This is a genomic window from Acinetobacter sp. Marseille-Q1618, from assembly GCF_902809855.1.
Lineage (GTDB): Bacteria > Pseudomonadota > Gammaproteobacteria > Pseudomonadales > Moraxellaceae > Acinetobacter.
The window spans coordinates 293,168-307,791 of sequence record NZ_CADDWJ010000002.1 but is presented as its reverse complement, the minus strand read 5'-3'; the positions used below and the strand labels follow the sequence as shown (position 1 = coordinate 307,791).

General features: G+C 39.8%; 14 protein-coding genes. 11 read left to right on the top strand and 3 right to left on the bottom strand.

What is annotated here, in order from left to right:
- Nucleotides 1–8 precede the first annotated feature (8 nt).
- The 3 genes from dmpG to HUS24_RS08630 all read left to right on the top strand — a co-directional run bounded on the left by dmpG (nt 9) and on the right by HUS24_RS08630 (nt 3,932).
- A complete protein-coding gene (dmpG, locus tag HUS24_RS08640) occupies nt 9–1,028 on the top strand; it encodes a 4-hydroxy-2-oxovalerate aldolase (protein ID WP_173911673.1) in 1,020 nt (339 codons plus the stop codon).
- Nucleotides 1,029–1,529: 501 nt separating this feature from the next.
- Nucleotides 1,530–2,822, top strand: coding sequence for an OprD family outer membrane porin (locus tag HUS24_RS08635; protein ID WP_173911672.1), 1,293 nt, complete (start codon nt 1,530–1,532; stop codon nt 2,820–2,822).
- Between the two features lie 249 nt (nt 2,823–3,071).
- Nucleotides 3,072–3,932, top strand: a complete 861-nt coding sequence (locus HUS24_RS08630) for an alpha/beta fold hydrolase (protein WP_173911671.1) — start codon at nt 3,072–3,074, stop codon at nt 3,930–3,932.
- Between the two features lie 82 nt (nt 3,933–4,014).
- On the opposite strand, the gene HUS24_RS08625 is transcribed toward HUS24_RS08630, so the two are convergent.
- Nucleotides 4,015–4,692, bottom strand: a complete 678-nt coding sequence (locus HUS24_RS08625) for a DUF1345 domain-containing protein (protein ID WP_173911670.1) — start codon at nt 4,690–4,692, stop codon at nt 4,015–4,017.
- Between the two features lie 294 nt (nt 4,693–4,986).
- Entirely contained in the window at nt 4,987–5,892 is a 906-nt protein-coding gene (hcaR, locus tag HUS24_RS08620) for a DNA-binding transcriptional regulator HcaR (RefSeq protein ID WP_173911669.1), read from the bottom strand.
- A 280-nt stretch (nt 5,893–6,172) separates the two neighbouring features.
- Between hcaR and hcaE the strand changes: the two genes are divergently transcribed.
- The 6 genes from hcaE to hcaD all read left to right on the top strand — a co-directional run bounded on the left by hcaE (nt 6,173) and on the right by hcaD (nt 11,609).
- Complete coding sequence (gene hcaE / locus HUS24_RS08615) at nt 6,173–7,540, top strand: 3-phenylpropionate/cinnamic acid dioxygenase subunit alpha (RefSeq protein ID WP_173911668.1); 1,368 nt, start codon at nt 6,173–6,175, stop codon at nt 7,538–7,540.
- Complete coding sequence (hcaF, locus tag HUS24_RS08610) at nt 7,537–8,055, top strand: 3-phenylpropionate/cinnamic acid dioxygenase subunit beta (RefSeq protein WP_173911667.1); 519 nt, start codon at nt 7,537–7,539, stop codon at nt 8,053–8,055. Before hcaE ends, hcaF begins: the two co-directional genes overlap by 4 nt.
- Nucleotides 8,055–8,381 carry a 3-phenylpropionate/cinnamic acid dioxygenase ferredoxin subunit gene (gene hcaC / locus HUS24_RS08605; RefSeq protein WP_173911666.1) on the top strand — a complete coding sequence of 109 codons (327 nt, stop codon included), beginning with the start codon at nt 8,055–8,057 and terminating at the stop codon, nt 8,379–8,381. Before hcaF ends, hcaC begins: the two co-directional genes overlap by 1 nt.
- A 2-nt stretch (nt 8,382–8,383) precedes the next feature.
- On the top strand, nt 8,384–9,199 hold the full coding sequence (gene hcaB, locus HUS24_RS08600; protein WP_173911665.1) for a 3-phenylpropionate-dihydrodiol/cinnamic acid-dihydrodiol dehydrogenase: 816 nt from the start codon (nt 8,384–8,386) through the stop codon (nt 9,197–9,199).
- Between the two features lie 182 nt (nt 9,200–9,381).
- On the top strand, nt 9,382–10,344 hold the full coding sequence (locus tag HUS24_RS08595; protein ID WP_173911664.1) for a 3-carboxyethylcatechol 2,3-dioxygenase: 963 nt from the start codon (nt 9,382–9,384) through the stop codon (nt 10,342–10,344).
- Nucleotides 10,345–10,361: 17 nt separating this feature from the next.
- Nucleotides 10,362–11,609 (top strand): 3-phenylpropionate/cinnamic acid dioxygenase ferredoxin--NAD(+) reductase subunit, encoded by a 1,248-nt coding sequence (hcaD, locus tag HUS24_RS08590; protein WP_173911663.1) that lies wholly within the window; start codon nt 10,362–10,364, stop codon nt 11,607–11,609.
- A 366-nt stretch (nt 11,610–11,975) separates the two neighbouring features.
- On the opposite strand, the gene HUS24_RS08585 is transcribed toward hcaD, so the two are convergent.
- Nucleotides 11,976–12,422: a GNAT family N-acetyltransferase gene (locus tag HUS24_RS08585; protein ID WP_173911662.1), complete on the bottom strand. Its 447-nt coding sequence runs from the start codon at nt 12,420–12,422 to the stop codon at nt 11,976–11,978.
- A gap of 127 nt (nt 12,423–12,549) precedes the next feature.
- Here HUS24_RS08585 and HUS24_RS08580 point away from each other — a divergent pair, with 127 nt between their 5' ends.
- Both HUS24_RS08580 and HUS24_RS08575 read left to right on the top strand, forming a co-directional pair.
- On the top strand, nt 12,550–13,491 hold the full coding sequence (locus tag HUS24_RS08580) for a cation diffusion facilitator family transporter (protein ID WP_173911661.1): 942 nt from the start codon (nt 12,550–12,552) through the stop codon (nt 13,489–13,491).
- Nucleotides 13,491–14,609, top strand: a complete 1,119-nt coding sequence (locus tag HUS24_RS08575; protein WP_173911660.1) for an MBL fold metallo-hydrolase — start codon at nt 13,491–13,493, stop codon at nt 14,607–14,609. The genes HUS24_RS08580 and HUS24_RS08575 overlap by 1 nt, the downstream gene beginning before the upstream one ends.
- The last annotated feature ends 15 nt before the right edge of the window (nt 14,610–14,624 follow it).

Below are 14,624 nucleotides of genomic sequence, written 5' to 3'. Positions count from 1 at the left end.
GCATTTTCATGTCTAAGATTATTATTAATGATATGACTTTACGTGATGGTATGCACCCAATGCGCCATCAAACCACACCTGACCAAATGGTTACGATTGCAACTGCGTTGGATGATGCAGGTGTGCCTTTAATCGAAGTGACACATGGTGATGGCTTAGGCGGTAACTCAGTTAACTACGGTTTTGCTGCTGCAACGGATGAAGAATATTTAAAAGCCGTTATTCCAAACTTAAAACAAGCCAAAGTTTCAGCTTTACTTTTACCGGGTATCGGTACAGTTGATCATTTGAAAATGGCCCATGATGTGGGTGTGGCAACCATTCGTGTAGCAACGCACTCAACAGAAGCAGATGTGTCTGAACAGCACATTACTGCTGCACGTAAACTCGGTATGGACACTGTGGGCTTCTTGATGATGGCACATATGGCTTCTCCTGAAAAATTACTCGAGGAAGCACAAAAAATGGTGTCGTATGGTGCAAACTGTATTTATGTCACCGATTCAGCAGGTTATATGCTTCCACAAGATGTGACTGATCGTGTAGGAATTTTACATGCTAACTTAGGCGCAGAGATCGAAATCGGTTTTCATGGTCACCATAACTTAGCTATGGGCGTGGCAAACTCTGTGGCTGCAGTTGATGCAGGTGCAAAACGAGTTGACTTGGCTTCGGCTGGGTTAGGTGCAGGGGCAGGCAATACGCCACTTGAATTGTTTGTTGCGGTGGCAAATCGTATGCAAATCGAAACAGGTGTGGATTTATTCAAAGTACAAGATATTGCTGAAGAACTCATCGTACCCATGATGCAACAACCGATCCGTGCAGATCGTGATGCAGCGACTTTGGGTTATGCAGGCGTTTATTCATCATTCTTGTTATTCGCTAAACGTGCGGAAGCAAAATATGGTGTATCTGCTCGTGAAATTCTACTTGAGCTAGGTCGTCGTGGTACGGTGGGCGGTCAGGAAGATATGATCGAAGATTTGGCATTGACCATGTCGAAAGCCAAAGAAGCGAATGCTTAATTTGAAAGCATCGTATTTAAAATTGAAGTAAATGAAAGCGTCCAAGAGGGCGCTTTTTATTTGGTTCTATTTTTTATGTAGTAAATGGTACAAATAGATTTAGCAATTGATGAATCCTTATTTAAAATTAGATGGATAATGAATTGAATGAGATATAGTTAATTTCTTTTACGTCAAAGCTTTTTCTTATAAATCTGAGATTTAAACTTTATTAATGTAAGAATAACTTAAATAAAAAAACACTAACAGATTTCATAATATAAGAATATTGAATATAATTTAAAGTTAATAAATACATTTAAATAAACTTAAAATCACAAATTGAAATAATGGTGTTAAAAGTCTTATTGTTAAAAGATATTAAAAAAATAATAGAACATTCACGACGTTCAACAAGCTCAAAAAATAGTAGAAATTCTCAGACTCTGGTCTGATATTAAATTTTTATATCGTTCAGCATGATGGCGGTATTGCTCAATTTGATCATTAGGAAATTTAGCCATGCGTCGTCACAACTTATGGATAGCAATGTGCGCTGCAACAGCGATATTAGGGACAACTGCAACCAAAGCAGATTTTATCGACGATCGTCAAGTACAACTCAAACTGAGAAATTTTTATTTAGATCGACAAATTGACCAACCTGATCCAAGCAAAACACAAGACTTTGGCAGTTGGTCACAAGGGATAACCTTAGATGCAAAATCAGGTTATGCACAGATTGGTCCTGTGCAACTGGGTGTCGATGTCTTGGCTCAATATGCGCTACGTTTAAGCGGAGATCGTGGTGATAATGACTACATCATGCCGTATGATTATGTAAATAAAGAACAAGCCCGCGATAATGCAAAAATCGGCGCAACGTTAAAAGCCAAAATCAGCCAAACAGAATTGCGTGTTGGTGAAATTTTACCTGCAACCCCTGTGGTGCATTTTGACCCATCTCGTCAATTGTTGACGACATTTCAAGGGGTATGGTTAGAGTCTAAAGACCTTAAAAATGCCAAAATTAGCTTGGGTTATTTAGATGGAATCAATGCCCGTTATGAAAATCAAGTGCAAGATTTTAAACTCTGGCCAAATGAGTTAAATACAGAAAAAAATCAAGTGAAATCGGGTGATAGCGATGGCATGTATGTGGCAGGGATTGATTATCAAATCACACCTGCACTACAGGCAAGTTATTACTATGGAGATGTCACCAATATTTATCGTCAAAACTATGTCGGTTTTGCCTATAACAAAAAACTGGATGCCCACAATAAAATAGCGACACATGCACGTTATTTTGATAATACTGAATCTGGCGATGCTTTATATGGTGAGATTGACAGCCAAGCCTTGTCTTTAAAGGCAGCTTGGACACATGGTAATCATACCTTTGATGCTGGTTGGCAGCAAATGTTTGGTGAACATGGTAGCCATACACCATTTATGCCGACGTTATCGGGTTGGGTACCACAACCGTATTTAGTGAATTGGTCAGTAGCAAGCTTTATTCGTAAAGATGAAAAATCATGGAGCTTGGGTTATAGCTATGATTTTAAAGATGTGGGTATCAATGGCTTGACTGCAACCCTGCGTCATTATGATGGTCATAATATTGATAATAAAAACGGTACACGCGGTAAGGAAGATGAAAATAACTTTATTTTGAATTATGTCGTGCCTGAAGGTAAGTTGAAAGGCTTAGGTTTTCAATGGATGTATATTGATGTGAACTACGACAATGTACCTGGTTTTGTTGATTTAGAAGAACATCGTGTCGCAACCACATATACGTTTAAATTTTAATTTGAGTCACAGACAAAAGTGATGAATTAGCATCGCTTTTTTTAGTGTTACGCATTTAGTTTTATTTAAAAATTTTGTTAAAAATCATGATCTTAAATTATAGTTTTTTTGTTTCTTATCATCGTAAATAAGTATCAGTAAGTGCTTGATGAACAGGTAATATGGTTGCACTAAACAAGCAAATTTAAATGCAGATATGTGTTGCGAAAGTGATTTAAAACACATATCACGCTGATCTAAGGAGTCATTATGAGCACTGTGCAAATTCCTGATTATACAACGGATTCTTTCTTTGGTCTGGAAGATAAATGGATTGAAACTGCTGAAGGTGAATTAACACATTATCATGAAGTGGGTGAAGGAACACCAGTACTCTTCTTGCATGGTTCAGGTACAGGTGTATCTGCGGCTGCAAACTGGTGGTTAAACTTACCACAAATTGGAGAGCAAGCACGTTGCATCGCCATCGATACGATTGGTTATGGTCAAACGGTGGTTGCACCGAATACTGCTTATGGTATTCGTGCTTGGGTGGATCATGCGATTCGTACTTTGGATGCGTTGGGCATTGAAAAAACTTGGTTAGTGGGTAACTCTTTGGGTGGTTGGTTATCTTTCCAATTGGCACTGGATTATCCTGAACGTGTTTTGGGCATTGTGTCGATGGGAACAGGTGGTGCAAAGCAAACGGCTGCATTGAAAGCGCATGCTAATCCTGTTTTAACCGAAGAAGGCATCAAGAAAACATTATCTATGTTTGTGGTTAACAAAGATTTAATCACAGATGAATTGGTAAAAGTACGTTATGAAGCTGCGAAAAATGACTATGCTTCTGACCGTTTAATGGATGTGGTTGGCGCACGTGACCGTGATCGTTTTGAATTCCCACTTGATTTTGAAAAAATGCAAGACATTACTGTGCCAGTTTTGTTGATTCATGGCGTACAAGATGTAGTGATTCCTGTATCTCGTACTTGGGATATTTTAAATACAGTTCCAAATGCAGACGCACACATTTTTAGTCAATGTGGTCACTGGTCACAAGTTGAAAAAGCTGAAGAATTTAATACGGTCATTAAAAATTATTTGGCTGCACGTGGTGTGAAATAATTTTGAGTTTGTTGTAAAAGGAGGATAGCGAAAGCTGTCCTTTTTTATATTGTTTTTAGCTGCTGTGATGTCTTGAACGTATTTAACTCATAATAATACTTGCAGCGACATTGATACAAATCGCTAAAATTGAAGTATTAAATGCATACGCTAAAATCAAATGTAAAGTATTTAAAATCCGCATTGAACGTGAGGTAATCGAAACATCTGCTGTCTGCGCTGAAGTCCCAATGATATAACTAAAGTATAAGAAATCAGGATAAGTCGGTTCAGGTGTTTTGGGAAATTCTAAACCACCATCTAAATTTTTTTGTTTTGCCAAATAAAAGTCATGCGCATAATGAATGGTAAAAACGGTATGTAAAAATAGCCAAGCACATGCAATGGTTGAAATAGCTAGCACAAGATGACCAGTTTTAAATGCTTGAATATCTTGTAAATGTGTTAATTCAACAAAAATCGCAATAAAACACATGATTAAACAGCTTATAACCAGCAGTAAAATAATCCATTTACTGGCATCTTGTTGTTGTGCCCGTTTTAAAATATGTTTGGGGCTTGCTGTCCATAGCATTTTCATGGTCAATACCAAATAAATAAAAATAGAAATATCCCAACTCAATAAAAGTCGGGTAGACCATTGCCAATCCGTACTAAAACCCATTACACCATATAAAACTGCAGTACATAAAAACATGATAAAGAAATAAGGGCGTGACAAAATTCCAGATCGGATATGCTGAAACGGATGGGGTGTCATAAATTATGTCGCCTTTTATGTAATTGCTTATGATTATTTACAAATATTTTAGTGTAAATTGATGCGGATGATTAGACTTAAGTTGTAGTAAATCATGTTTTTATTGAGAATGGTTCACAATCAGCGTGGTGTTTAAAAATAAAACAATTTGTTTTGATCATGCTTTAAATGCGTGCGAAATTATTGAATTGTAGTTATTGCTGAAAAGTGTGATTTATTTGGCGCTTATAAGGACACCATTATTTTTCAACGAAATAATGGTGGCAGATATTTATACGTGCAACTGTTTAATATTTAACTCTCCGCACGATTAATATCGAGATAAAACACTTTGGTTAACAGTTCGATAAACTTTTGCACAGCCGTAGAGTTACTATTTTTACGGTAGCTGACATAAAGGTCTAGATAAGGTAGCTCCACATCTAAGGGGCGAATCACTGAGTTGTTTATGGTTAATGGTGCGATATAACCTGGCAAAATCGTACAGCCTAAACCCATGCCGATGGAGTTGATATTAAATAAAATATTATCAGCAGATTGGACAATATTCAGTTCGATGCCTTGTGTTTTTGCAAAGTCTAAAATCGCATTATGTAAAGTCCCCGACTGCTCAAGCGCAGGAATAATAAAGTCTATTCCATTCAATGCCTTAACGGGGATGCGTTCATACTTTGCCAAAGGATGATCAGCAGGCAAGATAAATATTAAAGGCTCACGCAGTACAAACTTACTTTCAATTTCTTCATTATGAAAGTTATGTCGTGTGAAAGTGATATCGAGCTCGCCTTTTTTGATGGCACGCATTTGTTCAAGGTTGTTTAAACTCAATAGCTCAATCTTTAGATCAGGATTTTGCACACGTAAGTTTGGTAGCACATAAGGAAATACTTTCATCTCCGCAACAGGAACGAAGCCAATCCGTAGCTGCTGTTGTTTGGCTTGAGCGACTTGGCGGGCCATTGCCACCGCTTTATCTGCTTGAGCGAGTGTTAAACGGGCTTGTTCAAGGAATACCGCACCTTCTTCAGTCAGTTCAACTTTACGTTTGGTACGGTTTAAAAGTTTTACCCCTACATCTTCTTCTAAGTCCTTAATTTGTTGACTTAGTGAGGGCTGGGCGGTGTATAGCTTCAAGGCTGCTTTACTGAAGTTTAATTCTTCAGCCACAGTGATGAAATATCTAAGGTGTCGTAATTCCATATAACTCTTCCAAAGAGTAATCCAAAAAAAGTCTTAGTGTGCCACTGCCCGAGTATAATCTATAAACTCCTATTACGTGAAGATGATTATGCCATTTAGAAAATAAATGATTTATTCGGGAGCATCAAAATTTTAGATAAAAAATAAACGAATTATTAATTCATAAAATATCTTAATTAAAACAAAATAAATATTTCCATAAAGTACCTCTCAAAAGCGATGATCATTGCCAACTTGAGTCATTTGTTTGTGACCCCACGTTTGTCGCAGGAGAGCTTTCATGAGTGGAAAAATTGATGTGCGTGAAATCGACGCTTTAGTCGATGCACAAAATGGACGAATCTCACCATCGATCTATACTGATCCAGATTTGTACGAACTTGAGCTTGAACGTGTGTTCGGTCGTACTTGGTTATTTCTTTGCCATGAAAGCCAAATTCCTAAAGCTGGCGATTTCTTCAATACCTATATGGGTGAAGATCCAATTATCGTGGTTCGTCAAAAAGATGGCTCGATCAAAGCATTACTCAACCAATGCCGTCACCGTTCTATGCGTGTGAGTTTCGCAGACTGTGGTAATACCCGTGCATTTACTTGCCCATATCACGGTTGGTCATATGGCGTAGATGGTTCTTTAAAAGATATTCCACTCGAAGAACGTGCATTCCCACAAGGCGCATGTAAAGAAGAATGGGGGCTAATCGAAGTTAACCGTGTTAAATCCTATAAAGGTTTAGTGTTCGGTTGTTGGGATGAAACCACACCTGATCTTGAAGAATATATGGGCGATATCGCTTGGTATTTAGATGGTGTTTTAGACCGTCGTCCAGGTGGCACAGAAATCATCGGTGGTGTGCATAAATGGGAAATCGAATGTAACTGGAAATTTGCAGCAGAACAGTTTGCATCTGACCAATACCATGCCTTGTTCTCACATGCTTCTGCAATCCAAGTTTTAGGTGCAAAACCAGATGATGATGCCTCGAAGCAATTGGGTGCAGCACAAACCGCACGTCCTGTTTGGGAAACTGCCAAAGATGCGATCCAATACGGTTCACGTGGTCACGGTTCAGGCTTCTTCTTTACTGAAAAACCAGATGCAAACGTATGGGTAGATGGTGAAGTTGCAAACTATTTCCGTGAAACTTATGAAGAAGTGAAAGAGCGTTTAGGTGAAGTTCGTGCTTTACGTCTTGCAGGTCACAATACCATGTTCCCAACCTTGTCTTGGTTGAACGGTACTGCAACGCTTCGTGTATGGCATCCACGTGGTCCAAACAAAACTGAAGTATGGGCATTTTGTATTGCTGATGCTGAAGCGTCACAAGAAGTGAAAGAAGCATTTGAACGCTCTGCAACACGTGCCTTTGGTCCAGCAGGTTTCTTAGAGCAAGATGACTCTGAAAACTGGATTGAAATCCAAAAAGTTTTACGTGGTTATAAAGCGCGCCAAAACCGCTTGATCATGGAAATGGGTAAAGGCAACGAAAAAGTTCGTGAAGATGGTATTCCTGGGATCACCAACTACATTTTCTCTGAAACTGCAGCACGTGGTATGTACCGCCGTTGGGCAGACTTATTGATCCATGAGAAATGGGAAGATGTAGAAGCTGCTGCGGAAGCATATGAGAAGGAGCTTGTAAAATGAGTTTAGTCAGTCTAGAACTTCAACACCAAATCAGCCAATTTTTATATCGCGAAGCAAAATTGCTCGATGATTGGAAATTCCGTGATTGGCTAGAACTTTTTGCAGAAGACATTTCTTATACTTTGCGTACGACACCAAATGCGCAAACCCGTGACCGTCGTCGTTCAGTTGAACCACCCACAACTTGGGTATTTAACGACAATAAACATTTATTGGAACGTCGTGTTGCACGTCTAGAAACAGGGATGGCATGGGCAGAAGAGCCACCGTCACGTACTACGCACATGGTTTCCAATGTCATCGTAGAGCCGACAGAAGTGGCTGATGAATACGATGTGTATGTGACGTATTTACTCTACCGTACGCAAAAAGAAAAAGATGTGACGATTTACTGTGGTAAACGTCGTGACAAACTTCGTCAAGTGGAAGGTGGTCTAGGATTCCAAATTTTTGATCGTAAGATCACATTGGATCAAGTGACTTACAACTCACATAACCTGAGCGTGTTCTTCTAATGAATAAAATTTTTGTTTGCCAAGTTGATGAATTGGATGAAGGCGAAGCCCTTAAAGTTGATTGTGGCGTAAATGGTATCGAAGCGCTTGCTGTATTTAACAATAACGGTGAGTTCTTTGCGATGAATGACCGTTGTTCACATGGTAATGCGTCAATGTCTGAAGGTTATCTTGAGGATGACGGTACGGTGGAATGCCCACTGCATTCTGCACGTTTCTGTTTAAAAACAGGGCAAGCACTGTGCTTGCCTGCAACTGATCCAATCAAAACATTCCCAGTGATTGTGGAAGATGGTCAGTTATTTGTTGAAATGGCAGGAGAGTAATCATGGGTTGGCTACAAGGTGAGGTTGCATTAATCACAGGTGGTGGTTCAGGTTTAGGCTGGGCTTTGGTCGAGCGTTTTTTAGAAGAAGGTGCACAAGTTGCGGTTCTTCAACGTTCACAAGACAAAGTTGATGCGCTAAAAGAACACTTCGGTGAGCAAATTGTTGCGATCACTGGTGATGTTGCCAACTATGAAGACAATGTCCGTGCAGTAAATGCAACTGTAGAACGCTTTGGAAAACTTGACTGTTTTGTTGGTAATGCAGGCATCTGGGATCATTATGCCGACCTCGTCAATACGTCGGGTGAGCAGCTTGAAAAAGCCTTTGATGAAATCATGGGCATCAATACCAAATCACTCATTTTGGGTGCAAAAGCAGCTTTAGATGAGTTGGTTAAATCGGAAGGCTCAATCATTTTCACACTGTCTAACTCCGCGCTGTATTCGGCAGGCGGAGGTCCTGTATATACCGCGTCTAAGCATGCAGGTGTAGGGATTATGAAAGAGTTGGCTTATGAGCTTGCCCCTAAAGTACGTGTGAATGCCGTTGCGCCATCAGGCATGAATGTCAATATCAAAGGTGCTGCATCATTAGGTCAAGACAAACTTGGTCTGCTTGATGCACGTGATCCAGAGAAAATTGCACGTGGTATGCCACTGAACTTTTTACCAGAACCTGAAGATATGACAGGGTCATATGTGCTGTTGGCTTCTCGCCAAAATAATCGCCCGCTCACAGGTGTATTGATTAATGCAGAATGTGGTTTGGGCATTCGTGGTTTACGCCAACCACGTGCAGGTTTCTTTGATGAGTAATTGATTTACTTAACTATTCATAGATCAAATCCTCCCCTTGTGGAACATGCTCCTCACCTTTTCCAAAGGAGGGAGTATTTCGAATTTAGATGGGTCTTTTATATTCGACAGTTCGCCTCTTTTTAAAGAGAGGTTAGGGGAGATTAAGAAGTAGCGTCATTACTTCTATTCTGGAGTCCAACATGCCTGTTAAGCTCATTTGTGCATCGCACAGTCCTTTAATGGAATTTGCTTCCCCACAAGAACACAATAAAGAGCAAAAAGTTCGTGAAACTTTTGCTCAACTTGCCAAAGAAATCGAAGCGTATGATCCAACCTTGATCATTACTTTTGGGCCAGACCATTTTAATGGTTTCTTCTATGACCTTATGCCAAGTTTCTGCGTGGGGATTCGTGCCAAAGCTGCAGGTGACTGGGATTATGGCAAAGACAATGATCAGATCAATGTGCCTGAAGATACAGCACTTCAACTGGTTCGTTGTGTATTGGACGAAGGTGTGGATGTTGCGTACTCATATCGTATGCAAGCTGATCATGGAGTAACCCAACCTTTACATTTCTTGTGTCATGGACAATTAGACCGTTATCCAACCATTCCTATTTTCATTAATGGTGCTGCAGCACCTATGCCAACCACCAAGCGTACAGTAGCACTTGGTCGTGCTGTGGGTCAGTTCATTAAGTCATTAAATCTTGAAAATGAGCGTGTGTTGGTATTAGGAACAGGTGGTCTTTCTCATGATCCACCCACACCGCAAATGGGTGCTGTATCTCCTGAAGTTGAAGAGTTTTTGATTTGTGGACGCAATCCTACTGAGGAAGCACGTAACACCCGTCAAGGCAAAATCATCGCAGTGGGACAAAAACTTGCTGCGGGGGATAAATCAGTTGCTGTACCACTCAATCCTGAATGGGATCGTGCATTGCTTAAAACATTTGCCAAAGCTGACTTCGCTACGCTTGAAGCTATGACAGAAGCTGAGATTCGTGCGGAAGGTGGACGTGGTGGTCAAGAAGTTCGCTCGTGGATGGCAGCATTTGCAGCATTGCATGAAGTCGGTGAATACCACATGACTACACGTTGCTATGAAGATATTAGTGAGTGGATTGCGGGCTTCGGCATCGTATCTGCTGAGTTGAAATAAATTAAGGATACAATCCCATGAACCAAAATGATATTCAAACCATCGTGATTGTTGGTGCTGGTCAAGCTGGTGCAAGCGCCATTTTAGAACTTCGTGCCAACAAATATGAAGGCAAAATCATTTTGGTGGGTGATGAAACCCATCTACCGTATGAACGTCCACCATTGTCCAAAGATGTGATCTTAAAACCTGAAGATACCAAGATTGAGATTCTTTCGGAACAAAAATTAGTAGATTTAGGCGTTGAGCATATTCGTGGCAATGCTGTGGTGAAAATCAATAGCGATGTGAAAACCATTGAACTGAAAAATGGTGAAACTGTTGCATTTGATAAATTGTTACTTGCAACAGGTGGTGCAGCACGTCGTTTGCCAAACTTTGATGCATTAGGAAAACACGTTTATACGCTTCGTAATCTTGAAGATTCACAAGCACTCGTGCCTGTATTGCAAGCAGGACGTCGTATAGTCCTAATCGGTGGTGGCGTGATTGGTCTTGAACTTGCATCTTCTGCACGTGCAAAAGAGTGTCAAGTGACTGTGGTCGAAATGGGTGCAATGGTAATGGGGCGTTCATCGCCACGTATCTTAAGTGAATTTTTATTGGCGCAGCAACGTCTTGCAGGCGTTGATGTCCGTCTAGAAACCAAGATTGCCGATTGCCATCTTGAGCAAAATCAGCAGGGTGAAGAAGTCGTGATCACCTTAGAAGGGGGTGAAGAACTGCGTGCCGATGCCGTGATTTATGGGATTGGGATTATTCCAAATGCCCAATTAGCTGTAGATGCAGGCTTAGAGGTCGATTTCGCGATTAAAGTGAATAATAACTGCCAAAGCTCACATCCTGACATTTATGCAGCAGGGGATGTTGCAACACAACTGCGTGATTGTGGTAATCACCGCCGTGTAGAAACTTGGGAAAATGCAAACTTACAAGCGGGTATTTTCGCTCGTCATGTGATGGGGGTAGAACATCCTCCGCTTAATCCTGCATGGTTCTGGACAGATCAGCTAAATATTAACTACCAATTTGTTGGTGATATGGCAGCGGCTGAATGGATCGTGCGTGGTGAAATGAATCCAGAACAAGGTGATGCATCATCGTTTGTACTTTTTGGTGTGACAGATGGCGTGATTGTGGGTGGGATTACGGTCAATGCAGCCAAAGAAATGCGTCATTTGAAAAAATTGATTAGCAAACAAACGCCATTTGAAGCAGATAAATATTTAGATTTAAGCCAAGATTTACGTAAATTAGTTAAATAAATTTAAGTTTATGCAAAAAAGCCTGAGTAGATTTACTCAGGCTTTTTTATGTGTTTGGTCATGTGAAAATAATACCATTTTTGGAAAATAACATAATATAAGTAATTTGTTTTCGACGGAGTCTTGCATCTAAAATTTATCTTTAGGGACTAGCCTTCGGCTCGACCTACTTTTGTTTCGGCAAAAGTAGGCAAAACCATTGTCATCCACAGAACTCGACAAATACCATAAATTGATTGATGTATTGCGAAAACATTATCAATCATTAATAATTCTGCCTCAAACAACTGTGGATGACGTTTCCGCGTCTCAATTTATGATTGGGAGCGAAAAATCATTTCAAAAATATATTATAAAACTTTTATTTTAAGAGTGTGCATGAAAACGTAAATGTAAAGTCGAACATGGATAACCTTGCGCATCCCATTTGGAACGAGCGCTCAGCTGAAAACCATGCTTTTGATAAAATTTAAATTCCTTTTGATTGCTTTCAAAAACATCCACTTCTTGAACACCCAACTTTAAAGCATATTTTAACAGCATTGAACCAAAGCCGAGTCCTGCATATTGAGGATGTACATAGAGCATTTCTATCTTACGATAAGCAATCCCAATAAAGCCGATAATTTGTTGATTTAGTTCGATATGAAACAACTGCATATGTTCAAAATAATGATGTACGGTTAAAAGCTCTCGTATTTTTAAAATATGCTGTTGTTGAAAAGAATGTTGTTTGGCATCCACACAGCGTTGCCAAACAGAAAATAGTGCAGGATGTTGATCAGGTTGAGATGAACGAATTTCGGTTTGCATAAAAAGATCGCTCAATCGTGAACAGCAACAAAAATTAAAGGAAATATACATGCGGTTTAACTAATATGGCTTAAAATGCAGAGAAAAATCAAATCACTGTATTTGATGACAATAAACAGGACAATAAATGTCAGATTCCAACAAAATTGTGGTATATGCAGCACTTTTCGGTAATCTTGCGATTGCATTTGTAAAGTTTGTGGCTGCTTATATCACAAACAGTTCTGCAATGCTCAGTGAAGCGATTCATTCAGTTGTAGATACACTCAATGAAGTACTACTGCTGCATGGTATGAAGAAATCACAACAACCCGCAAATGCCAAACATCCGTTTGGCTATGGGCGAGAGTTGTATTTTTGGGCATTTATTGTTTCATTATTGGTTTTTGCTTTGGGCGCAATTGTATCGATTTATCAAGGTGTGCAGCATGTCTTACATCCCGAAGAAATCACATCACCTTATGTCAATTATATTGTGTTAGTGATTGCGATTCTGTGTGAAGGGACTTCTTGGTTTGTTGCTTTAAAGTCTTTTAAAAAATTAAAAGGTAGAATGAGCTACTTCGAAGCATTTAAACGCAGTAAAGATCCGACAACCTTTACTGTATTGTTTGAAGATTCGGCAGCACTGATAGGTTTGTTTATTGCATTGATCGGGATTTTTCTGGCACATCAGTTGAACATGCCAGTGATAGATGGTATTTCTTCCATTTTGATTGGTATCGTTTTGGCGATATCCGCTTTACTTTTAGCAAGAGAAACGAAAGGATTGCTGTTGGGTGAAATTGCTCATCCACAATTACGTGAAAATGTGTTAAAAGTGGCGAGGGAAGATTTTGCTGTGCAGTATGCCAATGGTGTTCTAACTGAACAAATGGGTGCTCATCAAGTACTTGCCTCATTGAGTTTAGAATTTAAAGATAATTTAACTTCAGATGATATCGAAGCTTGTGTCAATCGTATTGAAACCAAGATCAGAGAGATTCATCCTGAAATTATTGCGTTGTTTATTAAACCGCAAACCCAACAAATGTGGTTAGAAAGAATGAAAGGGCGTTTAGAGTCGTAATGTCAAAAGAGATTGAACAGAATTCGGTTGAAGATCGTACTTTAAATACCGAAGAAGTTGTAGCGACCGTTCCTACACAACAGATCCATTATCGTTTAGAAACTGAAAGCTGCCTATCACATACGTGGTATCGACCTGTATTTAAAGTATTGGCATCAGATCATCATAATGGTGAAAACTTTTTTAATCCTGTGCGTCGCCCTGAAGGCAATCGCCGTTGGGACTTAGTGAAATGGCTCAGTACACGCAAGTCTTCAACTTGGGGTGTCGACTCAAGCAAAGAAGCTGCTGAGTTTTATGCAACACCACGCGCTTTGCCCCAAAACCGCCCAAATGCCTCAGAAAATGATTGGCAAATTTGGTTTATTGGACATGCAACCGTATTGTTGCAAATCGGACCTTATAATTTTTTAACAGACCCAGTCTGGGCAGATCATGTCAGCCCAAAACAAGGGCGTGGTCCTAAACGTGTGATTCCAGCAGGGATTGCATTGGAGCATCTACCGACGATTCATGCAGTGTTACTCAGTCATAATCATTATGATCATATGGATATCGCCAGTTTGCGTTGGTTACATCGTAAATTTGCAATGCCGATTTATACAGGTTTAGGCAATAGCCATTATTTACCAAATGATTGGCATGTCATTGAAATGGATTGGTGGCAATCTGCATTATTTAAAAATTTAAAAATCGTCTATACCCCTGCACAACATGGCTCAGGGCGTGGTTTCCGTGACCAAAATGCAGCACTGTGGGGTGGTTTTTCTATTATTTCACAGCATGGGCATTTTTTCTTTGCAGGAGATACGGGCTACTCAGGGCATTTCAAAGAGATTCAAAAGCGTTTAGGTTCACCACGTATTGCGCTGATTCCTATTGGGGCGTATGAGCCACGTAATTTAATGAAGTATATGCATATGAATCCACAAGATGCCTTTCAAGCGCATATTGATTTGCAAGCAAAACGTTCATTGGCAATTCACTATCGGACTTTCCAGTTGACCGATGAAAGCCGAGAACAGCCTGAACTTGATTTACATCATGCAATGAAAAATACATCTAAGTTGATGAATCCGTTCTATTGTATAAAAGAAGGGCGTAAGTTAATCGTTTAGCTAAGTACAAAGCAG

Excerpts from the sequence above, each read along its gene's own strand:
- dmpG (WP_173911673.1), top strand. The coding sequence starts at position 9 with ATGTCTAAGATTATTATTAATGATATGACTTTACGTGATGGTATGCAC.
- HUS24_RS08595 (WP_173911664.1), top strand. The coding sequence starts at position 9,382 with ATGCCTGTTAAGCTCATTTGTGCATCGCACAGTCCTTTAATGGAATTT.
- HUS24_RS08575 (WP_173911660.1), top strand. The coding sequence starts at position 13,491 with ATGTCAAAAGAGATTGAACAGAATTCGGTTGAAGATCGTACTTTAAAT.
- HUS24_RS08580 (WP_173911661.1), top strand. The coding sequence starts at position 12,550 with ATGTCAGATTCCAACAAAATTGTGGTATATGCAGCACTTTTCGGTAAT.
- HUS24_RS08625 (WP_173911670.1), bottom strand. The coding sequence starts at position 4,692 with ATGACACCCCATCCGTTTCAGCATATCCGATCTGGAATTTTGTCACGC.
- HUS24_RS08635 (WP_173911672.1), top strand. The coding sequence starts at position 1,530 with ATGCGTCGTCACAACTTATGGATAGCAATGTGCGCTGCAACAGCGATA.
- hcaF (WP_173911667.1), top strand. The coding sequence starts at position 7,537 with ATGAGTTTAGTCAGTCTAGAACTTCAACACCAAATCAGCCAATTTTTA.
- hcaB (WP_173911665.1), top strand. The coding sequence starts at position 8,384 with ATGGGTTGGCTACAAGGTGAGGTTGCATTAATCACAGGTGGTGGTTCA.
- HUS24_RS08585 (WP_173911662.1), bottom strand. The coding sequence starts at position 12,422 with ATGCAAACCGAAATTCGTTCATCTCAACCTGATCAACATCCTGCACTA.
- hcaC (WP_173911666.1), top strand. The coding sequence starts at position 8,055 with ATGAATAAAATTTTTGTTTGCCAAGTTGATGAATTGGATGAAGGCGAA.
- HUS24_RS08630 (WP_173911671.1), top strand. The coding sequence starts at position 3,072 with ATGAGCACTGTGCAAATTCCTGATTATACAACGGATTCTTTCTTTGGT.
- hcaR (WP_173911669.1), bottom strand. The coding sequence starts at position 5,892 with ATGGAATTACGACACCTTAGATATTTCATCACTGTGGCTGAAGAATTA.
- hcaE (WP_173911668.1), top strand. The coding sequence starts at position 6,173 with ATGAGTGGAAAAATTGATGTGCGTGAAATCGACGCTTTAGTCGATGCA.
- hcaD (WP_173911663.1), top strand. The coding sequence starts at position 10,362 with ATGAACCAAAATGATATTCAAACCATCGTGATTGTTGGTGCTGGTCAA.